This is a genomic window from Porphyrobacter sp. SLTP (assembly GCF_009905735.1).
Classification (GTDB): domain Bacteria; phylum Pseudomonadota; class Alphaproteobacteria; order Sphingomonadales; family Sphingomonadaceae; genus Erythrobacter.
In genome coordinates this window covers 1-25,719 of the sequence record NZ_JAAALE010000027.1, presented here as the reverse complement: position 1 = coordinate 25,719, position 25,719 = coordinate 1, and the positions used below count along the sequence as shown (strand labels likewise).

The following is a 25,719-nucleotide window of genomic DNA, read 5'->3' as shown; positions in this document are numbered from 1 at the left end:
CCCTTCCCGCGCCCGTTCGAGCGCCTTGGCGAGTTCCTCGGCCATCAGGTGAAAGTCCCGCTCGACCCCGCCCGCGCGGCCGATCAGCACGTGATCGTGATCGGGCAATCCCTGCGTCGGCAGCGCCGCACGCAACAATTCGCGGAAGCGCCGCTTCATGCGATTGCGCACCACGGCGTTGCCGATTTTCTTGGTGACGGTGATTCCGAAGCGGATGCCCTTGCCGTCATTCGGCCGGGTCAGCAGCACAAACCCGGCCCGCGCATTGCGAGTGCCGCTGTTCGCCGCCAGGAAATCGGCGCGTTTGGTAAGAACCGAGATCACAGGGTCATCATACGACAAACGGGCCCCCTAAGGGAGCCCGCAAGGCCGACCGGCCGCCCGCAGCGACGCGATCTTCAAATCGCATGAGCGAGGACATCGCACCCGCGGATGCGGGTGCGAAAACGAATCACGCGCAGAGCTTCTTGCGGCCGCGATTGCGGCGAGCGCGGAGCACCTTGCGGCCACCCGGAGTCGCCTTGCGTGCGAAGAAACCGTGGCGACGGGCGCGCACGAGATTGCTGGGTTGGAACGTCCGCTTCATATCATCCTCGAAAAAGCTACCGGCAGGTCAGTCCCGGGGTTTCCCCCACGCGCCCACCGTGGCCGCAGACCTGCGACCTCGAAACAGACCGGCGCCGTTATGGGAAAGCCGGAACGGAGTCAAGCAAACCCGTGCTCGGATTGGCGCCCGGATCGGCATAGGCGAGTCGGGGCGCAACAGGGGCAGAGCCCCCCCGCAGCATCACGGGTGAACGTAGCGCCTCCAGCACAGCACCGCCGGAACGGACGAGAGCGAGGCGCAGCGCGCTTTGCAACGGGGCATCGAGCATGCGGGTTGCAGGCGCGCGGGTCTCAGGCGCGATCCAGCGCGCCATGTCCTCGCCCTGCAACCACAGCGCGCCTGCGTGCGGCACCGAATTGGTCATGGCATAGAAGGCGCTGGCCTCGTCCGCCGTCATGCCCATTTCGGCATAGTAATCGAGGTAGAGCCGGTTTTCCGGCGCATCGGGGGCGAAGTCGGCGGGTTCGCGTCCGCGCTCGTCACGCCAGGAATGCACCGCGAACAGCGCGCCCGGGTCCATCGTGCGACGCGTGCCGGCAAGGAACAGCTCAACTGCGCCCGAACGGGCCGAGCCGCCCGCCGGTACGTGAGTCGCAAGCCCCGCCGCCCGGATCGCCCGGCCAAGGCGCAGGTTGGCCAGATCATGGTTGGTGCCGGGCGCATCGGCGAATTCGATCACTTCAAGGCCCGGATAGGCCGCCAGCATCGCCGCGAAAGCCTGCGGGCTGGCCGCATCGGTCGACGCGACGAGCGCGGCGCGCCTGCCATCGATGACGCGGAACGGGCCGAAGCGGGCGATCCCAGCGCTGTGGGCGGGGCCGCGCAAGGCGCTCGCGATGAAACGGGTTGGTTCGTGGTGGACGGTCTCGGTGATGGTGAGACTCCCTGCGCGCAGGCTGCTGGTGGAGACCTCTGCCAGCGCGGCCGGTGCCGGGCTCTCATCGACGCGCACCCATTGCTGCGTGGCCGGGTCCCATTCCTCGACCCAGGTGATGCGCTCCACCACCCGCGCGCCGGATTGCGCCCACACCGCTCCGCCGGGAAGCAGCAGCGCAAAGGCGGCAAGCAGAAGGGCAATAGCGCGGTTCACAGTGCCCTTGTCGGCCCGCGCGGCCTGCCAATTCGCCAAGATTTATGCTTTAAAAAAGCCTTAGTATTCGTGCGGAGGGGCACGGTTCGATGGCGTGAGGAAACGCGCGGCGCCCCGCGAACCGCTCGACAAGCAACTGCAAAACCTGCACAATCCTGCCGCAGGGGTGAGTAGAGGTTGCAGATGGTCGCGCTGGTGAGGACGGTTGCCTACCTCGGGCTGGAGGCGCGCGAAGTCGAGGTGCAGTGCCACGTCGGCCCCGGCCTGCCGCGCTTCAACGTGGTGGGCCTGGCAGACAAGGCGGTGAGCGAGAGCCGCGAGCGGGTTCAGGCGGCCCTGTCGGCAATGGGGCTGGCGATGCCGCCCAAACGGATCACGGTGAACCTCTCGCCTGCCGACCTGCCCAAGGACGGATCGCATTACGACCTCCCCATCGCGCTCGCTTTGCTGGCGGCGATGGGCGTGACCGATGCCGAGCAGCTGGGTGACTGGATCGCGGTGGGGGAGCTGGCGCTGGATGGCCGGGTGGTCGCCAGCCCCGGCGTGCTGATCGCTGCGCTTTATGCCAGCGAATCGGGCACGGGCCTGATCTGCCCTGCCGAGCAAGGGCCAGAGGCGCGTTGGGCCAGCGGGGTGCCCGTGCTCGCCCCGCGCGATCTGATGAGCCTGTTGGGTCATCTCAAGGGATCGCTCGTCCTGCCCGAGCCCGCGCGCGGCGCGGTGGCCGAGGCGGTCAGCGGCAATGATCTGAGGCAGGTGAAAGGGCAGGAGACCGCCAAGCGCGCCTTGGAGATTGCGGCGGCGGGCGGCCACAACCTGCTCACTATTAGCACGTCAAGACCCCTGCATTCGACGATTTCGGGGATATCTAGATGCGACGGTATATGGCAGCTTCTGGATGGGAGAGGACGGCTGCGGCTGGAAAAAGGACAGGTAAATGATCGCCTTCAAAGATGTTTATGCCGGATACGTCCAAACAGCCGCCACCCTCAAGAGTGTCCCCGGCACCCCAACTACGCCAGCACTAGCTGCATTAAAGAGATCTCTCCCGGCACATTTTGATCACCAGATTGGGATTACCGGCCGAGATGCGGAGGCATTTCGCTGCTATGGCGGATACGGCGAACCAAATCGGACATTCGCGAAGGTCCCATGGGTGGGCGCTTGCAAGCGCTCGGTCAGCCAGAAGGTGCAAGAAGGCTATTTCATCGTCCTTTTGTTTCGCGAGGACATGGCGGGATGCTGGTTGTCTTTGAATCAGGGCTATACCCAGTACAAAGCTGCGTTCGTGAACGACGGTATGGCGCGCAGGCAGGCGCAGGTCGGTGCGCGGATCTTGGCGCACCTGATAGACATCCCTCCGGGGTTCAGCGAAGGGCCGATCGATTTGGTCGCAACTACCAACCTGGGAAGGGGCTATGAAGCCGGTGCGATCGTCAGTCGCTATTATAGCGCTCCGAATGAACCGACAGAAGCGGCGTTAGGCTCTGACTTCCGCCGCCTGCTTGAGATACTTGATTACCTGGAGAGGAAAGTCGGAGACAACCTCTTGGCCTTGTTTCCGGACACAGAGGGCCCGTTCCAAGCCGCGGCAACCGAACTCGGTAATAAGCCGAAGACTGAACTTCCGCGGATCCCTGGTGGCCCTTTGCCCCCCCAAAGTCATCTGCGCACGACTACTAAAGGGGGTTATCGACGCGACCCGCGGATGGCTGCCGAAGCCCTGCGGTCTGCCCAGTTTAGGTGCGAATGGGACGGGTCACATACGACATTTACGGCCCGAAAGACTGGGCAGAACTTTGTCGAGGCCCATCACCTTATTCCCATGGGGGAACAAGTAAACCACATCCACAGTCTGGACGTACCAGAAAACATTATCGCCCTTTGCCCGAACTGCCATCGGCTAATTCACCACGGACGCGCTGCGCAGCGCTCCTCGATTGCAGCCAACTTGCTCCAGCGCCGGACAGTCGGCTTGCAAGCGCGAGGAATCGACGTATCTGAAGCAGCCATTCGAGCCCTCTACCGGACTGATCTAGAGGACGACTAACGCTAACAGAGGTATTCGCGTGCCAACGCTCGGAACCCGAAAAGATGTCGGATCTTCAACAGCGCCCCTATTAACCTGGGGTTCCCTGAGCCTCTCCTTCAAGAGACGTTGCATCTGGCAGCCGCGATCCGCTCACTTTAAGAACGTCAAGACCCTACCCCCGTGTCCATGATAGGCGGGGGCCTGCGAGGAAGTCGGCCCATGCGCCGCTTAATCGCCCTTCAAGCGATTTGTGTAGCCTTGCTGGTGACCGCTGGAACCGCCAGTGCGCTGGCCAGTCGATCCAATGTTGTGCCCGCAGGACAGACCTTCACCTGCACCCCCGTTGCTGTCTGGGACGGGGATGGACCGATCTGGTGTGAGGAAGGCTAGCAGGCATTGCAGCCCGTGAGATGGATGGAACTTGCAGCCCCGGCCACCCCTGTCCGGAGGCGAGCGCGGAGGCTGCCCGAGATGAACTGGTGCGTCTTCTAGGGGGGGCGATGGGAAGACTGGGCACAGGACACGTGATGGTCTCAGCTCCGCCGCTCGCCTGCCTAAGCGTTGGCGGGGGTGGAGGCTCACGCACCGCCGCATGGTGCACCACCGCGTTAGGCGTGGATCTGAGTTGCGCCATGGTGGCCTCCGGCAAGGCCTTGCGGTGGGAGAAGTACTGGGGTCGCCACACCTGCCCTTGACCGAAGGGGAAGCTTGAGTCGCAAAAGATGGACCTGAGCTTGAACCCTTTATTAGGTAAGCCGTTGATAATGTCTGGGTGCATTGCATTCGTAGGGGCTCAGAGACACACATCGGTTGCGCCAAACCAAGGGGGACAAACTTGAGGCAGTTCATTCAGGCACTAATCATGGCGGGCGGTCTTATTGCGGCCGCACCCGCATGGGCGGAAGTAGTGAGCGCGACAAAGGTCAACTGCCGAGAAGAGCCTAGCCTATCATCCCCAGTTGTCACGACAGTCACGCGCGGGAAGACTGTCACAGTCATTGCATCGGAAGGAGCTTGGTCGCAGGCTACGCTTGCCAATGGCGAAACCTGCTGGATTGCTTCGGAGTTTCTTGAGAGCGCCGAACGTGCGGGCTACGAGCCCGGGTCGAACATTGACCAAGGTTCCAGGGGCGAAAGCGCATCCACTGCCACAACGTATTCTGGCAGCCGGCAGGGCAGCCCTTCCGCAAGGAGCGGAAGCATGCGGACACCGACACGAGCGAAACCGAGCCGCTCCCGTACGGCCAGCAAACCCTCTCGACGTCAAGGAAGCAGGCGCTCTGGAGCTAGTGGCGGATCTTGCCCCTGTAGCGGGCCTACCATCTGCATTGGCCCCAGAGGCGGGCGGTACTGCATAACCAGTGGCGGAAACAAGCGATACGGCGTTTGAGCGGAGCCAGAGGGATCCCGGATGGGCGCGTCCTACTCACTATAAAAACGTCAAGACCCTCAGCGTTCGACCGCTTTTTGGGCCTTCGCCATGCTAAGGTCTAGGCCGGCTCTTGGGTGGAACGCTGCCGTTCAATCTTGGCCCGCAGCAATCGGCTTGTGGGCCACAAGCGGGCTGACAGGTTTTGGTTGGATGATGCGAGAAATCTGCCGTTCGCTCCCGGAGTGGATCGGGGAGAGCTCGTCAACCAGCCTCATCTTTGGTAAGCCGGCGAAATGCTGGGCCCCCAACATTATCCGCTGCTGTTGCGCTACCTTGATGGTATTGACCTGTGCCTTGCACTACAATTGTTGCGTCCGACGCCGGCAACGGAGACCACGCTGACTCAGTCGCTCGGCGCGCTGATGGATGCAGCAACGCAGCGCCGCGAGGAACTCCCCCGCTTCAATATCGATCACCTCAATGCGGCGCTCGCGGCGCAGGGTGATAATTTGCAAGCGGACATTCGGATCGACACGCGGCCGCACAGCGCGCATTTCGAAGCCAATGTCTCACAGTCCGACTTCGGATTGGTGCTTGAATATCAAAATCTGTCGGACTCGCGATTCAATTGGATTGCTGCCTATCTGATGCAGGCCAAGCGTCTGTTTCCAGCCAAGTCTGGTGAGTATGATCTCACGTCCGGATTCGACAGCGCTAATACCGAACAGCATCAGCGGCTACGCGACCTCGTGGGCGAGCTTGGCGAGGAGGTTGTCAAATATATCTTCTACTGTCCGCCGGTCAGCGGATTCACTGCAAATGCCGAAGCTGCGATTCGCACCTTTCATAACTTCGCGTTCGGCGAGATGATCTTTGATTATGCCCTAGGGCTAGCGCTGCGCGACGCGGTACGCGACAAGCCTGGTGTCAATGCTGGCATGTGGCTTAGCGGAACCGACATTCCGCCCCAGGACACCTTTTCATTCCATCAGTCAGCCTTTACGCGCGTGCACCCCTTCTCATGGTTCGTGCTGTCACATTTCCAGTCGCGCAGCCCGCTCCGTCATCAGATTCGTGACTTTGGCGGAGCTCTGAATATCGATAGCGGCGGGGGTAACGCGAGCGTCTCGCGTGCACGAGGCGTTATCGACGGTGACCCCACAGCTTGCCGCGCCCTCATCGACGCGCTTGGTGAGCGCGCGCGGCGGGCCGGCCTCGATACCGAGAAGGTCAAGCCGCTGCCGGCAAGCTCGGTTACGATCACGATTCGGGCTGGCAGTGAGGCCGATCGCCGTTACTCATAGCGCTCGCCCCGCGTGGGAATGGTCGGATTTTTCAACGACCGAGGCGGCCGCGGGATTCGTGGGCGGCATCTCAATCATGCTTGCCCGACATGACAGCCGCAGTTCGGAAACCGATAATGAGCCGACAGAGGAAAGGCCGCTTCTGGTGGCGAGAGATGGAAAGGAGAAGTTCGTTAGAGATTCGCTTGAACCGCTAACCAGCAAGCGCCATGCGGATTGTATGCCTTCCTTCCTAATCGAGCCGTTTGTTCAGCTAAATCCTCAGGGTGCAGAAGCGTTGTCAGATCAAGTTCGACTGGCCGCGGTCCGTCGGGTCGGCACAAGGCTGCGTAATGGCCTATGATCTCACGACACTCGGATGGAAGGCATTCCAGGATCTTGCCAGCGCCGTCGCCGCCGAGGTGCTGCAGCGCCCAGTGCAGACGTTCCTCGGATCGAAGGACGGCGGACGCGACGGCGCGTTCCTCGGCAAACTGGAGGGAGGCGCGGACGGACCGCTGAAGTCGGCGATCCAGGTGAAGTATCTCGCCGGGCCCGGTGCCCGACTGACGCTCGGCAAGCTCGTGGGGGAGCTGACGAAAGTCGAGGCGCTGGTGGCCGAGGGCCTCGCCGAAGACTACGTCATCATCACGAACGCGGGCGTTACCGGCGTCTCGGAGGCGGCGATCTGCAAGGCGTTCGAAGCCAAGGGCGTGAAGGTGTGCCGGGTCTACCATGGCGACTGGATCGTCGAGCAGATCAAGGCCAGCGCACGGCTCCGGATGCTCGTGCCAAGAGTCTACGGAATCGGCGATTTATCGCACATCGTCACTGCGCACGCACAGGAGCAGGCAAAGGCGATCCTCGACGAGATGGGTCCCGACCTCGCCTGTTTCGTTCCGACGGCATCCTATCGCGCCGCGGTCAAGGCTCTCGACGACCACCGCTTCGTCATCCTGCTCGGGGATCCCGCCTCGGGCAAGTCGACGATAGCGGCCCTGCTCGCGCTCGGTTCGCTCGACCATGGTTGTTCGGGCGCGGTCCGGATCAGCAGTCCTGATCAGCTCAACCTCTGGCATCCAGCCGAACGCCAAGTGCTCTGGGTCGATGACGCGTTCGGCGCGAACCAGTTCGACGTCGCCCGCATCAACCGTTGGAACACCGAGTTCCCCCAGCTCCGGGCGGCAATCGCCAACGGAACGCGTGTGATCTTCACGTCGCGAAACTACATCTGGTCGGCCGCCCGCCCATTCCTCCGCAGCCGCGACTTCCCCCTGCTCACGGAGAGCCAGGTCGTCATCGACGTGCAGGGGCTCACCTCCACCGAACGCTCGCAGATCCTTTATAATCACGTCCGCCGCAAGCAGCCGAAGTCCATGCGCGCGCGGCTCAAGCCGCATCTGCCCACTGTGGCCGAGAGCCCAAGCTTCATCCCAGAGACGGCACGGCGCCTCGGCGACCCGTTCTTCACGTCCAAGATCGCGATTACGCGCGAGCGCCTAGTCCAGCTCGTCGAACATCCGGTCGAGTTCCTCGTCGAGACGCTCGAAGGCCTCGACGACGCCAGCCGCGCCGCGATCGCGCTCATCTTCCTCCATCCCGCTGGCGGCGTCCCGTCCCCCATTGAGAACGGCCATGCGCTCGACACCGTAATCCGCCTAACCGGCGCGCAGCAGGCCCAGATTTCCGCGGCGCTCGTCGCGCTAGATGACAGCCTGACAAGGCGTGTCCAAGGCGAGGAAGGTCAGCGCTGGGTGTTCCGTCATCCGACAATTACCGACGCCTTTGCGACCATCGTCGGACGATCCTCCGAGCTGGTGGAACTCTACGTCGGGGGCGCACGCATCGAACGGCTGGTGCGGGAGGTTGTCTGCGCGCCCAAGGAGATCGCGGGCGCCCACATCAGAGTGCCTGTCTCGCTTTATCCGGCCATCCGCGCGCGCCTCGCCGACCACTCCCTCGACGAGACACTCCGATCATTCTTAGGACAACGGTGCGATGATAACTTCCTCCGGGCTTTCGTAAAAAACGGCCGGAGGTTCTGGAGTGGGCGGATGGCACCTGGGTGTCGTCATTGACGTCAGGCTCGGAGATGCTCCTCGCCGCCCTGCACCGCGCGGGCCTCCTCCCAGAAGCGAGGCGACGAGAGATTGTCGAGCGCCTAACCGAGTACGCCTTAGAGTTCTGCGACACGTCTGTCTTCGACAACAAGCGTCTGCACACCCTGTTCACGTCCGATGAGTTGAACGCGCTCGAAAGGGAGTATCAGGACGAGTGGCTATATGACCTCTCGTCGACGTTCGACCAGTTCAACGACCACATCTCGTCAACCGACGAGCGCGGACTGTTTACCGATTTCAAGGAAAACATGGAGCGCGCCGAACGGCACTTCGGTAGCCCTGAGCGCGCGGAGGGCTTCCAGCGCTTGTTCGAGCGGATCGAGGAGCACCTCGACAGCCTCCCTGATGATGAGGACTATCCGACGGCTCCAAGCCCAACGCCACAGAAGATGAAGAGCCCAGCCTCCGGCAAGCCTCAGGACGTGTTCCTCGACATCGACGAGGACTAGGCGGCTCGCGACTATCGCCGCGTGGCTGAAATTAGCCGTCAGCTACGGGCAGCTCGTACGACGGCATTCCGACAATAAGAGATTGCGGACTAATCACCTTTTTTAAGGCGCCAAGCCGCCGTGACGCTAATGACTGCTATGGGGTCGCAAGCTGGACAGCAGGTTTTAGTCACTTTCCGTCGGAAGCTGCCGGAGCGGATAAGTTCACCTCACCCTAGATGTTGGGGCAAGAGAACAGCTGCCTTGGGATCCTTCCGCCCCAGCCAGCATCGTAATCTTTATATATTACAGATGCTTATAGGTCGCGAAGCGGTCGCTGTGGGCCAGCTTTGTGGGCCAGCTTTGTGGGCCGACAATCGACCCGCCGCTGCAGGTCGCTTGAGGCGCACGCTCGTCTTGTGACTTACGTCGCGCCACCTTACAGCGCTCGCGCCCCTCGGCCTGCCACGCTGCTAGTAACTCACGGTTTTTCCTGCTAGAGCCTATCGCGAGACAGGAGTCGGTGATGGGCGGCAACAAAGGCGGAAGGGCGCTATGCAAGTGGCTGCTAGGCGCTTGTGCGCTGCTCACCGCAAACTTGGCGCACGGCCAGACCTACGAGGCAACGCCCTCGGACTACTCCACCCACTCGCCTGACAGAATCGAAACCCCTGAAAATGGGGACGCAAGATTCCGCAGCCTTTTCCGCAGCTGGGTAGCCGTCGAGTCGATGGCCGACACAAACACTGGTACGGTCCCAGCTCCCCCTACGGCCTCTTCAGTTGCCCCAAGCTACAGTCGCCCTCAGCCTCCCGTTTACAGCCCCCCGGTTTATCTGGTCCCTCCCCCAGCACCAGCATCGCTGCCCCGCTATGGCTGCAGCGAGAGCGGCAGCTGCTACGGTGAGATCAGCCCCGCGACCGGGAAGCCCAAAACGGTGTACGTTCCGGGATATTTCAGGAGCGACGGCAAGTATGTTCGCGGGTACTACAGGAGCCAATAGGCGTGGGGGTCCATTGAAACCCCTTAGCGATAAGGCTGCGCGATGGGGTTAGGACTAGGGCTTGGCTTGGGGTTCAATGGCCTATCGTCAAGCGCAGCACACCGAAGGAGGCATATGGAGGTCAAGTACCTGTTCATTGATGGCGGGTGCCTTAGGGCAACGCTCAAAAAAGTCTCGGAGAGGTACTTCGACGGGCGCGAGTTGCGCATCAACTTCACTCAGTTGAGAGGCAACCACATAAAGGCGTTTTACTATGATGCCATACCCGCAATGAAACCGAAGGAGACGGAGCTAGAATACACCAAGCGCGTACAGCCGCGTGTCGAACTCCACAATCACATAGCGACGCTTGCGGGCTTTCACGTCTACGAGGGGGACAGCCGCATCCGTAGAAATCAAGTGCAGCAAAAGGAAGTCGACGTGATGATCGCAGTCGATATGCTGACACACACCTTCCGCGGAAACATGGAGCGCGCGACTTTCATTGCGAGCGATATCGACTTTAAGCCGCTCCTTGACGCCCTCGTTCGCGAGGGGATGTTCGTTCAACTGATGTACCCGCCATCGGACACAAACCAAGCCCTCATCAACGCAGCCGATGCACGTACGCCGCTCGCGATTGACACAATCTACGGGGTCCTTGACCGTGAAAGCCAAGCGCTGCTGACTTTGCCGTCCCGAAACCAGTGGACTGCGCATGATTTCGATCACACTGGTTCGGTCGAGATTGCACGGCACGAAACCTATGGTGAGGTTCGTTATCGGAGGGTAGCGGAGGAGCACAGTGTCTATTGGGCGTCCCCGACTCAATTCGATCATATTCTAGAGGTTCGCTGTCCGAACTATGAGACGATCCGTAAGTACGTTGAGGATTTATATCTGATCAGGCTCCCCGACGATGAGCCGCGTGAGGCGCTCGTTTAGCGGCACGGTCGCGATCAACCACGGGAACAAAACAAAGCAGGGCATCACAGGCCGGTGTATTATACGATCAATACACTCGTGAGGCCGACTAATCAGCCGCACAGTACCGCTTCACGGTCGCCTGAGAGAGGCTAAACTGCCGGGCAGTCTGAGCGATGCTGGCGCTGTTGGCCTTGCGCCACGCCTTCACGGCTGCAGCATCCGCTGCGTAGGGACGCCCGAGGCTCTCCTTCCCCCTATGGGTCCGCCCAGTGGCCTGCAGTGCCGCACGGGCCGCCTGCCGTCCTGAGGCCGTGCGCTCTGCAATCCGGCGGCGCTCCATCTCCGCCACCTGTGCCAGCACTGCGAGGATTAGCTCACCTACGCCGCGCCCGATGGGGCCAAGCCCGTGAACGTCTACGGTCACGCCAATGTCCAGTAGGCGGCGCACGGTCGCTTGAACGTCCAGTGCATCACGCCCTAGCCGGTCCACCGCATAGACATGGATGGTGTCGCCCTCACGGACGGTTGCCAGCATGGCAGCGAAGCCGGGGCGATCAGCCGCCAGCACACCGCCGCTCACGCCCTCGTCCGAAAACTCCTGATCGAACGTCCCGCCCATCCCGGCGCGCTGCGCTTCGATGGACTGGTCTGCGGTGGAGACGCGGTAGTAAGCGATGCGGTGCGACATGGTGTGGCTCACAAGATAGGGGTGGCGATCACCCAGCTCTTAATACCAGCTCACTAAGCCTGTCAAGATATCTTGTGCGCTAGGCGCTGAACTTACAACTTGTGAGCCTCTCACCTGAGATGGTTCCGTTGGCCGCCTGATCTGTCTTCCAGCTTCACTCTGGGGCAACCCGATTTGTCGAAAGCCTAGAGATTGAGCCGAGCCGCCTTTTCCGCATCCAGATCAGCGGTAGACTTGCGATACCTAGCCTCTTGCTCCTGCCTTAGCCGCCCGACCATGCGGACAATGTCAGCCATCCAAGGGCCAACGGTGAGCGCGTCGACACCGATGTGACGTAGGCTGGAGCCGTAATCATGGTATGCTTGGTCATAGTTCAGAACAGCCACTTCTTCACCGTCGACGGACAAGTGGATGTCGCGCGGATTCCAGTCAGGATCAGGGGAGAAGCTCTGCTTTCTGACGTAGCGAAGTTCATACCGCCTCCCCCCCCAACTCCATTGGGAAACGCTGTCCTCGATTGCGGAGTTTTCGCTACCAGCAATCTCGCTGAAGCCATCAGGCGCTTCCCAGCCTGTCTGACGTTTCGCCCAGCTTGGCCACGGCCTGACCATCTCCCATAGGTCGGCCAGATCTTTCCCGAGGCCAGCCTCCGCGACAATCTTGTTGGCGCGGGCAATCTTCTGGCGGATTGCTTTGGAGGCTTCAACGTCGGCAACAGTGGCCTGCCTAGCCTCCCCCTCGAGCCGCTTCCGCTCTTGAACTGCGCGGTCAACCTCTGCTTTTTCGGTTGGCTCTAGGTTGCTGGCCTTGCTCTTGGCCCACTTGATCAGATCAGGGATAGCAGGCCGCGCGTCGCTGCCCCTCTCCGTCGGTGCTCCATCACGTCTGAGAAAGACAAACCACGCCAGCGCAATGAGTGCCGCTGCCCAGACCCACGACTCCATCTTGGTGCCTCCCCCTACACCGTAGGAGTAACATCATTGAATAGGCGAGGAAACTGGCAGCAACGGTTCAGACCGAATACCTCCCCATCTGCCCTGAGCGCATTCAATGTTCAGCAGATAGGACTCATGTGCCCACACGCCCCCCACGGGGGTAACTCGCCGCTGTCCGCTACGTATTCCAGGTCTCGGATTTCTGTGCTGTCAGCGATCCAGCATGCCCTGCCAATGGCCGGGGAACCGCTAGGACAGGTCCTTACGGCCCCTAGTAAGTGAAGGAGGATGGAGGGATCATCGCGTGTGGATGATGGGATCAGTCCCTCCATGACCCCGCTCGGTCAGCACATCATGGTACGCCTGCGTCATGGCAACACGGAGTTGGCTTTCATGGGACCGAGGTACGATGAAGCTGTCATGGACCGGAAGGCAGCATACGCCCTGATCAGCAAGTAAGAGCAGTGTTGCCTCAGCGATATCGCTATCGAGGCGCTGCAGTTCGAGGCCTTTGCCTGAGCGAAACCAGCCTTCGATTTCCCTGTGATGTTCTGACATCGCTTGTTTCAGCTTGTCCCAACCACCCTTGCCAATCTTAGCGGCAGGAACGTCTGGCGGCTTGTGGAGCTTCGCATCTTTGTCGCCGTTAATGACTTGCAGGAAAGCTGTCTTGACCCACCCTCGACGCTCCTGGCCTGTCCAACCGGAGACGGCATATGGGTCGGCATCCGCTGGCAGGGGCTTGCCCTCCATCTGGTAAATGAGCCGAGGGTGAAGGCCTGAGAAGTCCAACTCGACCACCTCTTCTCCGTCGATCAAAAGTGCTGCCCGGTCCTCGCCGGGAAAATCGATCCACTGGCCCCCGTAAAAGCGACCGCCAAGCATGAACGAACCCCGGCTGAATATTCGCCGGAGCATGAAGGGCGGCAGATCGACAATCGGCGCGTCAGCCTTGGCCAAGCTAATTCGAAATCCAGCAAGGGAGGTGTTTATGCGCCGCAGGTTCTCCCGCATCCGGGCCGTCTCAGGCGTATCATCGTAGTCGATGTCACGCTTCGTCCCGCCAAGCTCATCGGCGCCTTCCCTGAGCACGATCAGTTCGACCCAAGGCGCGAAGCCAATGTGATGCGGCGTGATGTCGAAATCTTGTTCGAATAGGTCGATGAGCTTGGCAGTCCCGCGAATACGCGATTGCTTTCCGTCCCCGGCGTGCTTGCCGAATTCAGGATATCGTCGATAATGGCCAAGGGTTGCATCAGCGTAACCTGCACCGACTAGCCAGTCAGCGACTTTGCAGACCGTGCTGTGGGTAACGGGCCATGCCGAGTAGCGGTCCCGCTTGCGATAGTTGTCCTGCGCCCGGCTATATCGCCGCCGTCCATTGCCGCCGTCGCGACAAGCAGCATACAGTTCGAGCGAGAAGGCGTGAACTGTCGCCTCAAGACGTTCCCTGTCCTCCTTACGAAGCGCACGTTGCCGGGTTTCCGATGCCTCGAGTTCCAGAAACAGGAAGTTTGTGGCCCGAGCGGCTGGCCCGGAGATCGGCGCACGGGACCAAGTGAGTGCTGCCGCGCTGTCAGTGTTTGGAGAGGGCGACATCGGATCGCTGCTACCTCAAAACGGACCTAGCGGCACCGAAAAATGCAGCGCGAAAATGAATGTTCCTTGTCCCATAGTGCGGACTAATTGGCATGCCCTCAGCGCCCCGCCAGAGGCCCTAGGGATTCGACAAGAGCCGCCCGGCACCGTGAGGGCCACTTACGTCCAGAGGGACTCAGTGGAGTCTGAGGGAGCACATAGGGGCATGGCGCTGTACGGCCTGCTAATCTCGCCAAGCGTACATCAGACCGGTCTCCCCACCTTGCCGCCAGTGGAACCGCAGGAAGCCCGTGTGATGATCGATGGTCACGCCTTCGAACAGCACCCGCAATGCAGCATTGACGCGGGCACGGTCGACCTTTCCTTCTTCCGGCTCAATGATCTCCCTCAGACCTTCGAGCCGGGTCGCAGTTACTCCACGGTCAGCCATCTCGATACGGGCCTGCACCTCGCCTAGCTGCACCCGCAGGGTCCGCAGTTCCTCTTCGATCCTGCGGGCGGCGCGCGCGGCGCTCTGAACGTCCCCGCCCGCCATTTCCTGCACCACGTCTTCGAGATGGTCTTCCTTCGCGCTGATTTCGCCATGCAGGTCATCAGCCAGTCGGTTGAGATGATCATCGACAGGCGGGGCGGGCATGTCGGCAATCAGCCGCTGCCAGTCTCGAAGGAAGGCGGTCTCCACATCATCCTGCGAGACAGAGGCGTAGTGCTTCACCTTACCAGCCTTGGCCATGGTACAGACCAACTTCGGAGTACCGTTATTTCTGCCCTTGAACACTCGCGTCATGGCCGCGCCGCAGTCAGGACAACGGCCCAGCCCGCCGAACATGTTCTGCACCGGACTCGCCGCAGCCCGCCCCGACGGTGCCCTTCCGGTTCCTTCTTTGATGGCCCGGACGGCTGTCCAATCATCAGCGGAAACGGCGGGCGGGAATATGCCGGCGATTGGCTCCTCAGTGACGCGCCATTTCTTGCCCTTCCCGTCGAACTCCATGTGTCCGGGCGTCAGCTTTCCGATTACCGCCGGGTTCCGAAGAAGCTTGGCGATCGTGGAGCGGTGCCAAGCCTTGCCCCGGCCCATGACGGATACGCCTTCCTCGTTCAGGGTCTTGGCGATGGTGTGTTCACCCACGCCGTCAAGCGTCATGCGGTAGACCCGTTGGACGGTGCTGGTGTGCGGTTCGATCAGCCGGAAGCCGTCGGGGGACCATTGCAGCCAACCGGGTGCGCGGCTGGTGAGCTTGGCGTCGTCACCCTTGCGGACCCTATTCCTCTTCTCAGCCCACGCCGCCGCAACGCGGCGACCCTTGGTCTTGCTTTCCTCGTGAGCGCGCAGAGAGACCATGAGAGATATGAGCATCGCAGTGGGGTCATTTTCAAGGCGTTCAGCGGTGTACTCCTGCCCGTCGGACAAAGTGACGATGGTCACACCTGCTTCCACGATATCGTCAATCTGTCTCGCAGCCTTGCGAGGAGACATGCGGCTGAGGCGGTCTAGGCTCTCGACAAGGAGGTAGCTGTCTGGCTCCACAAGCCCGTTCTGGCAAGCGTACAAGAACGCCCCTAGACCCCTGTCGGTGTCCGCATTGCCACCACGGTACGCCGACACGCCCTCATCGGCGAACGATAGCCGATCATCCAGCACCATGCCCCGGTCCTCTGCCCACTTGTGAGCAGCGGCCATCTGGCGGCGAGCGCTATCGCCTGCGGCCTGTTCAGGCGTGGAGAAGCGTGTGTAGCTGTAAACTTTGGCCATCTGTGCCCAGTGCATTATCGGTACCTTTCGATCAATGGGTATCGAAGTGCACATAGTGCTGATGGTCGGCCCGCCGGGATCGGGCAAGAGCCTGCTGGCCAGCTGCCTCCCCGGCATCCTCCCTGACCTGACGCCAGCCGAGGCGCTGGAAGTGTCGATGGTGCAATCGGTCGCGGGGACGCTGGAGGCCGGCCGGATCAGCCGCGCCCGTCCCTTCCGCGCACCGCATCATTCGGCCAGCATGGCGGCGCTGACTGGCGGCGGGCTGAAGGTGCGGCCCGGCGAGGTCAGCTTGGCGCATCTGGGCGTGCTGTTCCTCGACGAGCTGCCCGAATGCCAGCGCCCGGTGCTCGATTCGCTGCGCCAGCCGCTGGAGACCGGCCAGGTCGATGTCGCGCGCGCCAATGCCCATGTGACCTTCCCCGCGCGGGTGCAGCTGGTCGCGGCGATGAACCCGTGCCGCTGCGGATACGCGGGCGACCCGGCGCGCAACTGCAACAAATACCCGCGCTGCATCGGCGACTATCAGGCACGGTTGTCCGGCCCGCTGCTCGACCGGATCGACCTCCACGTCCATGTCGGCGCGGTCAGCGCGCTCGACATGGCGCTCCCGCCGCCTGCCGAGGGCAGCGCCGAGGTCGCCCGCCGGGTGACTGCCGCCCGCGCGCGGCAAGTGGAGCGCGGGGTGCGCTCGAACGCCGAACTGGAAGGCGAGCGGCTCGAACACTATGCCACGCCCGATGAAGCGGGCCGCAAGCTGCTATTCCAAGCCGCCGAGAAGCTGCACCTTTCCGCGCGCGGTTACACCCGGATGCTGCGCGTCGCCCGCACCGTCGCCGATCTGGCCGGTGCGGAAACCGTTGGCCGCGTCCACATTGCCGAGGCGCTATCCTATCGGCTGATGACCGGTTAAGGAGCGCTCCCGAGGCTGGCTCCCCCTCCCGGCCGACGCAAAGGCGCATTGGCGATTTCGGACGATCCTTCAGCATTGGCGGCGGACCAGCCGCGCGGGCTTGCAACGCGTTTGGCCGCGCTGTGGCAAGCGGTGCGCGACACGCCGCGACGCCGAAAGCTGACGAGCCTTGCGATTGCGTTCGCGCTCGAAGCGCTGATCCTGCTGCTGCTCCTGACCCTTGGCCAGCAATTCGCCGGGGAGGAGGATGGGCAAGAGGTCGTGACCATGACCGCGATCGAATTTGCCGCCCCGCCCGAGCCGGAAGCCCCCGCCGAGCCCGAAAGTGAAAGCGCCGCCGCGCCGGACACCCCTTCGCCCCCGGTGACCGAGCAGGAACTCGCGCCCGAGCCGCTGCGGCCCTCGCCGCTGGCCATCAACCCGAGCCCCGCGCCCGAACCTGCCCCGCAGCAGCAGCAACCCCAGCAACAGCCCCAGCCGCAGTCCAGCCCCTCGCCCAAGATTGGCGCGCGGATAAGGCCGGGGCGCACGATGGGCCCGGCCGACACCGGCAACCCGCGCACCGCCGGTGACAGCCAGCGCGTTGGCACCGCGCCCAATGGCGAGCCGCTCTATGCCGCGCGCTGGTACCGCGAGCCGACCGATCAGGAGCTTGCCGGTTACCTCTCCACCGCGAATGGCCCCGGCTATGCGCTAATCGCCTGCAAGACCGTGGCGGGCTATTACGTCGAGGATTGCGTGCTGGAGAGCGAAGGGCCGCAGGGTTCGATGATGGGCCGCGCGGTGTTAGCCGCCGCATGGCAGTTCCGGGTGCGCCCGGCGCGGGTCAATGGACGCGAGCAGTTCGGATCATGGGTGCGGATCCGGATCGATTACACGATTCGCAAGGCGCCGCGCTAACCGCTCAGGTGATCTCGTATCACCGCGATGAAGTCCGGCCCCCAGGTCTCGAGCTTCTTCGCCCCCACGCCCGCGATCCCGCCCAGTTCGGCGAGCGTTTCAGGGCATTGGTTGGCCATGTCGCGCAGCACCGAATCGTGGAAGATGACATAGGCCGGAATGCCGTGTTCGCTGGCAAGCTGCTTGCGCTTGTTCCGCAGCGCTTCGAACAGCGGACTTCCGATCGGGTTGGGCACGTCCCCACCACTGCGCAAGCGGCGACTCCGGCGGGCGCGGACGGGGGGCTCGGCGATGCTGACTCCAGCCTCGCCTTTCAGAACGGGGCGCGCTTCGGGGCCGAGCATCAGCCCGCCATGCTCGGTCGCCGCCAGCATACCCCTCGCCACCAATGTGCGCGTCAGGGGCCGCAGCAAACCCGCCTCGCCCGAACCAACGATGCCGAACACCGACAGCTTGTCATGCCCGCGCGTGGTGATCCGCTCGTCGCTCTGACCGGTCAGCACCTTTTCGATGTGGCCGATGCCGAAGCTCTGCCCGGTGCGGTACACGGCGGAGAGCAGCTTGCGCGCCAGCTCGCTCGCATCGATCACCTGCGGCGGGTTGTCGCAATTGTCGCAGTTGCCGCAGCGGGCGGGCGGGTGCTCGCCGAAGTGTTTGAGCAGGATCGCCCGGCGACAGTCAGGCGCCTCGACCAGTTGCGCCAGCGTGTTGAGCCGCGCCTGTTCGCCCGCGAGCCGTTCGGGCTCAACATCGCCGAGCCATTGGCGCGCGCGGGCAAAGTCAGAGACGCCCCAGAACAGATGCGCCTCGGCCGGGTCGCCATCGCGCCCAGCGCGGCCGGTCTCCTGATAATAGGCCTCAATCGATTTGGGCAGGCCGGCGTGAATGACGAAGCGGACGTCGGGCTTGTCGATCCCCATGCCGAAAGCGATCGTGGCGACCATCACCATGCTTTCGGACGCGACGAACTGCGCCTGCACCGCCGCGCGGCGTTCCGGCTCAAGCCCGGCGTGATAGAACGCCGCCTCGCGCCCGGTGCGGGCGATCTGGGCGGCGATGTCCTCGGTCGCCTTGCGGCTTGGCGCATAGACGATGCCTGCGCCTTCCATCCGTGCGAGAAGATCGGTGATCTGGCGCGGGCCATTGTCCCTTGGCGTGATGGCGTAACGGATATTGGGCCGGTCGAACCCGGCAACGATCAGGCCGTCATCCGGGATGCCGAGCTGGCGCAGAATATCGGCCCGCGTCGCCTGATCGGCGGTGGCGGTGAGCGCGAGCCTCGGCACATCCGGGAAGCGGTCGAGCACCGGACGCAGCATCCGGTAATCGGGCCGGAAGTCATGCCCCCATTCGGACACGCAATGCGCTTCATCGATGGCGAACAAGGAGATGTCGGCGCGCTCCAGCAGCGCCTGAAATCCGGGGGTCGAGGCGCGTTCTGGCGCGACATAGAGCAGGTCGAGTGTGCCGTTGCGGAAGGCCTCTGCCGTGGCGGCATTGTCGCTGTCGGCCGACGTCATCGACGCCGCCCTGATGCCCGCTGCACTGGCGGAGCGGATCTGGTCGTGCATCAGTGCGATAAGGGGGGAGATGACGATGGCCGTGCCTTGGCGCGCCAGCGCCGGCACCTGATAGCACAGGCTCTTGCCCGCGCCGGTCGGCATCAGGGCGAGGGTATGATCGCCCGCCATGACCCGGCTGATGACCGCCTCCTGCTGCCCGCGAAAGGCGGGAAAGCCGAAGGTGCGGCGCAGGACATCATGACATTCGGGAGGGGCGACCACACTCATGGTCGCGGCCCTAGCCGATCAAACGCAGCGAAGGCACCCGATACAGGCGCTCTATCGACCGATTATCGTGCGGCGGCAGCCTTGGCTTCGACCAGATCGACCACATCACCCTTGCCGAGCGCCGCGCCCGGAGTCGCGATCGTACCATCGGCGCGGCGGCCGAGGTTGGCGGGACGCGTGAGCCAAAGGTCCTGATGGCCGAGAATACGCCCGTCATGCGCAAGGATCGAGACCGGTCCGATCGGCAAACGATCCCGCTCGTCGACCAGAACCGGGTCCTCGACCACGGTTTCGGTGCCGTATTTCTGTCCCCATTGGCGCAAAGCCAGCATCGCCGGGAGCAGATCGAAACCCTTTTCGGTCAGGCGATATTCGATCTTCCGGCGATCATCGGCGCAGGGTTCGCGCTTGAGAATGCCATGTTCGACCAGCTTGGCGAGGCGGTTGGAAAGGATGTTGCGGGCAATGCCCAGCTCGCTCAGGAATTCCTCGAAGTGTTTGAGACCGTTGAAACTCGCCCGCAGGATCATGAACGACCAGCGTTCACCCATGACCTCCAGCGCTTGCGGCAAGCCGCATTCGATAAGTTCGCGCAGCGGTTCTCTCAATTCACCCATAGGTCGTGTCCCTTCCCCTTCCGGGGTGATGTGTAACCGCTTTTTGGCGGCCTCACAAAAAAATTTCAGTTTTCAGTTGCAACCCGCAACCTAGTTGGTTAGGTAGCGAATAGCAACTGGTTTCGAATCGAAATGTTGCATTGCAAAATACAGTGATTGAGACCACAGGGGCACCCCCCCTCCAAGGCAACAGGCAAAGGATACCCCGATGATCAACACCCTCTCCATCCCCCGCACCGGCAAGCTCGCCATCCTCGCCTCGGCGCTGGTTTACACCGGCCTCAGCTTCGGCGTCGCCACCGGCGCTGCCCCGCTTCAGGCGGCTGGCACCACCTATTACCATGCCACGCTGTCGGCTCCGGCGAGCGAGACCAAGGCTGTCGCTGACGGCGTCGCCTGGGCCTGCAAGGACGCGACCTGCGTCGCTGGCAAGACCACCGCTCGCCCCCTGCGCGTGTGCCGCGGCCTGAACCGCAAGTTCGGCGAAATCGCGACCTTCAAGGTCGATGGTCAGGAAATGGCCGCTGAAGAACTGGCCAAGTGCAACGGCTGATTGCCGACTGACATAAGTCCCTCTCTGCACGGCCCTCCTCTCCCTCCGTGACAGAGCTCCACGACCCCCGGCACGCTTTCCCCAGAGCGTGACCGGGGGTTTTGGATTCTGGAGCCAATGCGAGTCCTCGCGCGGTCTAAAGCAGGCCTGCTGCGACCAATTGTGCCTCAAGGCTCGCCGCGTCGGTGAAGAGATGCGCGTCCCAGCCGCGCGCTTGGGCGGCCGCGATGTTGGCGGGGTTGTCGTCGGTGAAGAACAGATTCGCGCCCGCGCGCCCGCTGCGCTGCTCGACGATTTCGTAGATGCGCGGTTCGGGCTTGGCGATCTTCTCGACGCCAGAGACGATGATGTCTGCAAAGTGATCGAAGATCGGCTGGGTCGGGCGGAACAGCCGCCAGAACTCATCACCGAAATTGGTCAGGCAGAACAGCGGCACGCCCGCCTCCGCCAAACGCGCGACAATGGCATGCGAGCCCGGCACCGGCCCCGGCACAGTTTCGTTGAAGCGGGTCGCATAGGCGTTGATGTGCGATTCGTACGCGGGAAACTGCGCGATCCGTTCGGGCACCATATCCGCCAGCGCGCGGCCTCGGTCATGCTCGAAATGCCATTCCTCGGTCACGACATTGGCGAGGAACCAGTCGAGCTCGTCCCGGTCGTCGATCAGTTTTTCGAACAGTGCAGCCAGCTGCCATTCGAACAGCACCCGCCCGACATCGAACACCACGGCTTTCTGCATCACAACCCCGAACCTCTAAGCCCCAAATGACTGCGGCCCGCGCTCCGATAAGGAGGCGGGCCGCCAATTCTCGTCGCTGCCCATGCCGGGCAGCCGCGCCCTTCAGCCCTGACGGGCCTTGAAGCGACGGTCAGTCTTGTTGATCACATAGGTGCGGCCGCGGCGACGGATCACGCGGTTATCGCGGTGACGGCCCTTCAGCGACTTCAGGCTATTGACGATCTTCATGGCGCTCGTTTCCAAAAGAGAAGCGCGCCGGACAGGGCCGACGCGCGTTAAATCGAAGCGTGCCGTTAGCGACACCGGTCTGCGGCGTCAATGCGAACCTGCCCCTGTCAGCGCCGCAAATCGCGCAATTTGCGCTCCCACGCCAGTGCATGGGCGATGATCGTGTCGAGTTCGGCATGGGCAGGCTGCCATCCAAGCGTCTGCTTCAGCCGCGCGGGGTTGGAAATGAGCGAATCGGGATCGCCTGCGCGCCGACCTTCGATCCGGCGATCAAGCTTGCGATTCGTCACCCGATCGACCGCGTCGAGCACCTCGTTCACCGAGAACCCCCGGCCATAGCCGCAATTCATCGTCAGCGAGCGGGCCGGCTCGGCAATCAGCGCCTCCAGCGTCAGCACATGCGCCGCAGCCAGATCGCTGACGTGGATATAGTCGCGCACCCCGGTGCCGTCGGGCGTGGCGTAATCAGTGCCGAACACGCTCACCGATTCGCGCATCCCCAAAGCCGCCTCAATCGCGACCTTGATGAGGTGGGTTGCGCCAGCGGTCGATTGCCCGCTGCGCGCCTGCGGATCGGCGCCCGCGACGTTGAAATAGCGCAGCACGCCGAAATTGAGCGGATGGGCCGCCGCAACATCGGCGAGCATCTGCTCGGTCATCAGCTTTGACCAGCCATAGGGATTGATCGGGCGCTGGGGCGTGTCTTCGCTGACGGCGGAAACATCGGGCATGCCATAGGTCGCCGCGGTCGAGGAGAAGATGAAGTGCGGCACCCCGCCCTTGACCGCCGCTTCGATCAGCGCCCGGCTTTTGGCGGTGTTGTTGTGGTAATACTTCAGCGGATCGGCGACGCTTTCCGGCACCACGATGGACCCGGCAAAGTGCATGATCGCGCCCGTGCCCTGCTCGGCAAAGATCCGCGCCAGCAAGTCCGCATCGGCAATATCGCCTTCATACAGCGGCACGCCGTCGGGCAGCGCAAAGCGGAAGCCCGTGGTCAGGTTGTCGATCACTGCCACCGGCCAGCCTGCATCCTGCAAGGCCAGAACCGCGTGGCTGCCGATATAGCCCGCGCCGCCGGTCACGAGCACGGATGGTTTGCCGGGAGAGGTCATGGACGAAGGCCCTATCATGCAATGCACTTCAAAATTCTCAACCTGGGTCACACACACACACGGGTCTGTGCACCGGGCCTGCTGCGCCCTATAGTCTGCTGGCCACAAAAGGAACCTGTGCCATGCTGCCTGCCCGCCTGTTTGCCTCTCTCGCCGCGACTGCCGCGCTGGCGCTGTCGGCTTGTGCGACAACACCTTACACTGGCCCGGTCGAAGTCACGCGCTTTGTTGCGTCCAGCCCGGCAGGGCTGGGACAAGGCACGATCGCGATCACCTTCCCCGACGAGGTGAAGAACGAAAACGCGCGCAGTGCCTTTGCCACCGCCGTCAGCGCGCAGCTGGCGCAGCTGGGCTATACCGTGGTCGCGGAAGGCACGCCCGCCGCGCAGGTCGCGGCGATCCGCACCACCCGCTCGCCGATTGCCGCCGCTCCCGTGCGTGAACGCGGCCCGGTCAGCGTCGGCGTTGGCGGGCAGACCGGCAGCTTCGGTTCAGGCCTCGGCATGGGAGTCGGCATCAATCTCGGTGGCGGACGTGAAGGCGCCAATACCATGACCGAGCTATCGGTGCGGATCGGTCAGACAAACGGCACGACCTTGTGGGAAGGCCGCGCGCAGCTGGCCACCGGGGTCAAGTCGCCCTACTCGCAGGTCGACGCCAGCGCCCGCACGCTCGCCGCCGGGTTGTTCAAGGACTTTCCCGGTGGCAATGGCGAGACTGTGACGATCGACGTCAAGAAGCTTCAAGGACGATAATGACCTCTCTTTTCATCGATGCCGGCTTCGATAGCGGCAATATTGACGTGCTCGGGATCGATGGCGCGACCGCGCGGCTGGCGATCCGGCGCGATAACGAATCCGAGTTTTTCCAGTGGTTCCACTTCCGGGTGAGCGCGAAGGCGGGCGAGGAAGTGGTGCTCAAGCTCACCGGCCTCAATGCCAGCGCCTATCCGGGTGGCTGGCCGGATTATAACGCCTGCGTCAGCGAAGACCGCGCCTATTGGGCGCGCGCGGAGAGCTCTTTCGACAAGGACGAGGATGACGGTACGCTGACAGTGCGTTACCTCCCCGCCACCGATGTGTTCTGGTGCGCCTACTTTGCGCCCTATTCGATGGAGCGGCACCACGATCTGATCGCCGAGACGGCGTCGTGCGAGGGGGTCGGCTACGTCCGCCTCGGCACCACGCTCGACGGGCAGCCCATCGACTGCCTCGAACTGGGCGACGGCGACACGCAGGTGTGGCTCTATGCCCGCCAGCATCCGGGCGAGACGCAGGCCGAATGGTGGATGGAAGGCGCGATCGCATGCCTGACCGATCCCGCCGATCCGGTTGCGCGGGCGTTGCGCAAGGCCTGTCGCATCCACATCGTGCCCAATTGTAATCCCGATGGTTCGCGTCGTGGGCATCTGCGAACCAATGCGGTTGGTACCAACCTCAACCGCGAATGGGCCGAACCGACCCCGGAGCGCTCGCCCGAAGTGCTGGCGATCCTGGGCCGGATGGACCAGACCGGTGTCCACTTCGCGATGGATGTTCACGCGGACGAGGCGATCCCGGCCGTCTTCATCGCCGGGTTCGACGGCATCCCCTCGTGGACGCAGGCGCAGGGCGATGGCTATGATCGCTATCAGCGCATCCTCGACCGCCGCACGCCCGATTTCCAGACGAAGCTCGGCTATCCCAAGGCTTCCCCGGGACGGGCCAACCTGTCGATGAGCACCAACCAGGTCGCCGAACGCTTCGGCGCGGTCGCGATGACGCTGGAAATGCCCTACAAGGACCTGGCCGACTTCCCCGAGCCGGAACAGGGCTGGTCACCGGAACGCTGCAAGCTCCTGGGCCGCGAATGCATGGCGGCGCTGGTGGAGTGGCTGGAAGGGAAAGACGCCTAGGCCAGATGCCCCGGCCCAAATGCGTGCGGCAGCAGCGCGGAAAGCGTGACGCGCCGCACGTCGTCCTTGCTGACGCACAGCACCAGCGGATCGGTGGCGCCCAGTGCGGCGACTTCATTCAGCACCTGACGGCAGCGGCCGCAGGGCGTGATCGGCTCGGCATCGGCCTTAAGTCCCACCACCGCGACAGCCACCAATCCGCCGCGCCGTCCCTCGCCCATCGCCTTGGCGACGGCGACCGTCTCGGCACACAGGGCGAGGCCGTAGCTGGCGTTCTCGACATTGCAGCCGGTGATGACCGCGCCGTCTTCGAACAACAGCGCCGCGCCGACCGGGTAGTCGGAATAGGGCGCATAGGCCTGCTCGGCCGCAGCGAAGGCGGCGATGATCAGGGCCTGTTCCTGTGCGTTGTCGAGCATCATTTCTGCACCACCACCCATTCAACCGGCTCTGCCGCAGCCTCTGTCACCAGCGCGCTGTTGGCGCTCCATAGCAGCCACGGACGGCCTGCATAGTCGGGCCGCGCCCGGTCGCGCGCCAGCCACAGGTCCCGCGCCAACGTGGTCGCGGTGTTGTGACGGTCCTGAAAGGCGGGGGACAGCTTGAGGATCACCGGGCGGCCGGCATGGGTCTCGATCTGGTTGATCAGCGTCATCAGCTCGCTTTCGACCGCCGCATCGCTGACCTTGGGGGTGCAATTATCCGCCAGCCGCGCAAGCCCGATGGCAGGTGGCAACAGATCGGCATCGCGCGGCACCATCTGAGCGAACATCCCGCTCTGCGCATCCGCGCCCAGACAGGGATCAAATTCGAGCGCCACGCCGACCTGCAAGCCCGCCTCCCGCGCGCGGACGAAGCGGTCGGCAAAGCCGCCGGATGCGCCTGCGGACAGGGGCAGATAGACGAACTGCGCGCCCACCGCTTTCAACGTCGCAAATCGCACCTCGCCGCCGCCCGCTGGCACCAACGCGCCCTGTTCGGGGTAAAGCGTCTCGTCCGGGCGCCAGGCGCGCATGTCCCACCACAGCCATCCCGCAAAAGCGAGGCCGAACAGAATCGCAAGCGCCGCCATCCGCAGCAGCCAGCGCCGCCGGAGCCCGCCGCGGCTGCGCGCACGCTTTGCGCCCTTTGCGCTGGATCCCGCCATGCCC

24 protein-coding genes and 3 pseudogenes are annotated in these 25,719 nt (G+C 63.2%); 13 read left to right on the top strand and 14 right to left on the bottom strand.

What is annotated here, in order from left to right; all coding sequences use genetic code 11:
* From rnpA to GVM20_RS16565, 3 genes are all read right to left on the bottom strand, one after another.
* The coding region (gene rnpA, locus GVM20_RS15710) for a ribonuclease P protein component (protein WP_166548130.1) at positions 1 to 324 on the bottom strand (324 nt) is incomplete at its 3' end.
* A 127-nt stretch (positions 325 to 451) separates the two neighbouring features.
* On the bottom strand, positions 452 to 586 hold the full coding sequence (gene rpmH / locus GVM20_RS15705; protein ID WP_036801591.1) for a 50S ribosomal protein L34: 135 nt from the start codon (positions 584 to 586) through the stop codon (positions 452 to 454).
* Positions 587 to 683: 97 nt separating this feature from the next.
* Entirely contained in the window at positions 684 to 1,736 is a 1,053-nt protein-coding gene (locus GVM20_RS16565) for an alpha/beta hydrolase (RefSeq protein WP_166548129.1), read from the bottom strand.
* Positions 1,737 to 1,880: 144 nt separating this feature from the next.
* Here GVM20_RS16565 and GVM20_RS15695 point away from each other — a divergent pair.
* The 8 genes and pseudogenes from GVM20_RS15695 to GVM20_RS15660 all read left to right on the top strand — a co-directional run.
* A pseudogene (locus GVM20_RS15695) lies at positions 1,881 to 2,519 on the top strand (magnesium chelatase domain-containing protein); the annotation flags it as partial.
* A 115-nt stretch (positions 2,520 to 2,634) separates the two neighbouring features.
* The gene (locus GVM20_RS15690; protein ID WP_166548128.1) at positions 2,635 to 3,747 is read left to right on the top strand and encodes an MrcB family domain-containing protein; all 1,113 of its coding nucleotides are present in this window, start codon (positions 2,635 to 2,637) and stop codon (positions 3,745 to 3,747) included.
* Positions 3,748 to 3,948: 201 nt separating this feature from the next.
* Positions 3,949 to 4,424 (top strand): annotated as a pseudogene (locus tag GVM20_RS16570) (hypothetical protein).
* A 167-nt stretch (positions 4,425 to 4,591) separates the two neighbouring features.
* Entirely contained in the window at positions 4,592 to 5,119 is a 528-nt protein-coding gene (locus GVM20_RS16560; RefSeq protein ID WP_353653180.1) for an SH3 domain-containing protein, read from the top strand.
* Between the two features lie 275 nt (positions 5,120 to 5,394).
* Positions 5,395 to 6,405: a hypothetical protein gene (locus GVM20_RS15675; RefSeq protein ID WP_166548126.1), complete on the top strand. Its 1,011-nt coding sequence runs from the start codon at positions 5,395 to 5,397 to the stop codon at positions 6,403 to 6,405.
* 332 nt (positions 6,406 to 6,737) lie between these two features.
* Positions 6,738 to 8,462 (top strand): nSTAND3 domain-containing NTPase, encoded by a 1,725-nt coding sequence (locus tag GVM20_RS15670; RefSeq protein WP_166548125.1) that lies wholly within the window; start codon positions 6,738 to 6,740, stop codon positions 8,460 to 8,462.
* 14 nt (positions 8,463 to 8,476) lie between these two features.
* Complete coding sequence (locus GVM20_RS15665; RefSeq protein WP_166548124.1) at positions 8,477 to 8,953, top strand: hypothetical protein; 477 nt, start codon at positions 8,477 to 8,479, stop codon at positions 8,951 to 8,953.
* Positions 8,954 to 10,049: 1,096 nt separating this feature from the next.
* Positions 10,050 to 10,859, top strand: coding sequence for an NYN domain-containing protein (locus GVM20_RS15660; RefSeq protein ID WP_166548123.1), 810 nt, complete (start codon positions 10,050 to 10,052; stop codon positions 10,857 to 10,859).
* Positions 10,860 to 10,947: 88 nt separating this feature from the next.
* Here the strand turns inward: GVM20_RS15660 and GVM20_RS15655 are convergent, their stop codons facing one another.
* The 4 genes from GVM20_RS15655 to GVM20_RS15640 form a co-directional block, all read right to left on the bottom strand.
* Positions 10,948 to 11,541: a recombinase family protein gene (locus GVM20_RS15655; protein ID WP_353653179.1), complete on the bottom strand. Its 594-nt coding sequence runs from the start codon at positions 11,539 to 11,541 to the stop codon at positions 10,948 to 10,950.
* A gap of 173 nt (positions 11,542 to 11,714) precedes the next feature.
* The gene (locus tag GVM20_RS15650; RefSeq protein WP_166548122.1) at positions 11,715 to 12,473 is read right to left on the bottom strand and encodes a hypothetical protein; all 759 of its coding nucleotides are present in this window, start codon (positions 12,471 to 12,473) and stop codon (positions 11,715 to 11,717) included.
* Between the two features lie 288 nt (positions 12,474 to 12,761).
* Complete coding sequence (locus GVM20_RS15645; protein WP_166548121.1) at positions 12,762 to 14,063, bottom strand: hypothetical protein; 1,302 nt, start codon at positions 14,061 to 14,063, stop codon at positions 12,762 to 12,764.
* A gap of 223 nt (positions 14,064 to 14,286) precedes the next feature.
* Positions 14,287 to 15,819, bottom strand: a complete 1,533-nt coding sequence (locus tag GVM20_RS15640) for a recombinase family protein (RefSeq protein WP_166548120.1) — start codon at positions 15,817 to 15,819, stop codon at positions 14,287 to 14,289.
* Between the two features lie 49 nt (positions 15,820 to 15,868).
* Between GVM20_RS15640 and GVM20_RS15635 the strand changes: the two are divergent.
* Positions 15,869 to 16,732 (top strand): annotated as a pseudogene (locus GVM20_RS15635) (YifB family Mg chelatase-like AAA ATPase); the annotation flags it as partial.
* Between the two features lie 48 nt (positions 16,733 to 16,780).
* Positions 16,781 to 17,632, top strand: a complete 852-nt coding sequence (locus GVM20_RS15630) for a hypothetical protein (protein WP_234032063.1) — start codon at positions 16,781 to 16,783, stop codon at positions 17,630 to 17,632.
* On the opposite strand, the gene recQ is transcribed toward GVM20_RS15630, so the two are convergent.
* Together recQ and GVM20_RS15620 are read right to left on the bottom strand one after the other, a co-directional pair.
* On the bottom strand, positions 17,629 to 19,422 hold the full coding sequence (gene recQ, locus GVM20_RS15625; RefSeq protein ID WP_166548119.1) for a DNA helicase RecQ: 1,794 nt from the start codon (positions 19,420 to 19,422) through the stop codon (positions 17,629 to 17,631). The two genes, GVM20_RS15630 and recQ, sit on opposite strands and share 4 nt — an antisense overlap.
* A 62-nt stretch (positions 19,423 to 19,484) precedes the next feature.
* A complete protein-coding gene (locus tag GVM20_RS15620) occupies positions 19,485 to 20,039 on the bottom strand; it encodes a winged helix-turn-helix transcriptional regulator (RefSeq protein WP_166548118.1) in 555 nt (184 codons plus the stop codon).
* Between the two features lie 208 nt (positions 20,040 to 20,247).
* On the opposite strand from GVM20_RS15620, the gene GVM20_RS15615 reads away from it, so the two are divergent.
* Positions 20,248 to 20,592 (top strand): DUF8200 family protein, encoded by a 345-nt coding sequence (locus GVM20_RS15615; RefSeq protein ID WP_166548117.1) that lies wholly within the window; start codon positions 20,248 to 20,250, stop codon positions 20,590 to 20,592.
* A gap of 136 nt (positions 20,593 to 20,728) precedes the next feature.
* Here GVM20_RS15615 and GVM20_RS15610 read toward each other — a convergent pair whose 3' ends face one another.
* From GVM20_RS15610 to galE, 3 genes are all read right to left on the bottom strand, one after another.
* A complete protein-coding gene (locus GVM20_RS15610) occupies positions 20,729 to 21,331 on the bottom strand; it encodes an HAD-IA family hydrolase (protein ID WP_166548132.1) in 603 nt (200 codons plus the stop codon).
* Positions 21,332 to 21,433: 102 nt separating this feature from the next.
* On the bottom strand, positions 21,434 to 21,559 hold the full coding sequence (ykgO, locus tag GVM20_RS15605) for a type B 50S ribosomal protein L36 (protein WP_017666014.1): 126 nt from the start codon (positions 21,557 to 21,559) through the stop codon (positions 21,434 to 21,436).
* A gap of 107 nt (positions 21,560 to 21,666) precedes the next feature.
* Positions 21,667 to 22,674 (bottom strand): UDP-glucose 4-epimerase GalE, encoded by a 1,008-nt coding sequence (gene galE, locus GVM20_RS15600; RefSeq protein ID WP_166548116.1) that lies wholly within the window; start codon positions 22,672 to 22,674, stop codon positions 21,667 to 21,669.
* A gap of 122 nt (positions 22,675 to 22,796) precedes the next feature.
* On the opposite strand from galE, the gene GVM20_RS15595 reads away from it, so the two are divergent.
* Together GVM20_RS15595 and GVM20_RS15590 are read left to right on the top strand one after the other, a co-directional pair.
* Complete coding sequence (locus GVM20_RS15595) at positions 22,797 to 23,429, top strand: DUF4136 domain-containing protein (protein ID WP_166548115.1); 633 nt, start codon at positions 22,797 to 22,799, stop codon at positions 23,427 to 23,429.
* Entirely contained in the window at positions 23,429 to 24,568 is a 1,140-nt protein-coding gene (locus GVM20_RS15590; RefSeq protein WP_166548114.1) for a M14 family metallopeptidase, read from the top strand. Before GVM20_RS15595 ends, GVM20_RS15590 begins: the two co-directional genes overlap by 1 nt.
* Here GVM20_RS15590 and GVM20_RS15585 read toward each other — a convergent pair.
* Positions 24,565 to 24,990, bottom strand: a complete 426-nt coding sequence (locus GVM20_RS15585; protein ID WP_166548113.1) for a cytidine deaminase — start codon at positions 24,988 to 24,990, stop codon at positions 24,565 to 24,567. The two genes, GVM20_RS15590 and GVM20_RS15585, sit on opposite strands and share 4 nt — an antisense overlap.
* Positions 24,987 to 25,719, bottom strand: a 733-nt coding sequence (locus GVM20_RS15580; RefSeq protein ID WP_502706201.1) for a glycoside hydrolase family 25 protein, incomplete at its 5' end; no start/stop codon positions are given. The genes GVM20_RS15585 and GVM20_RS15580, both read right to left, overlap by 4 nt.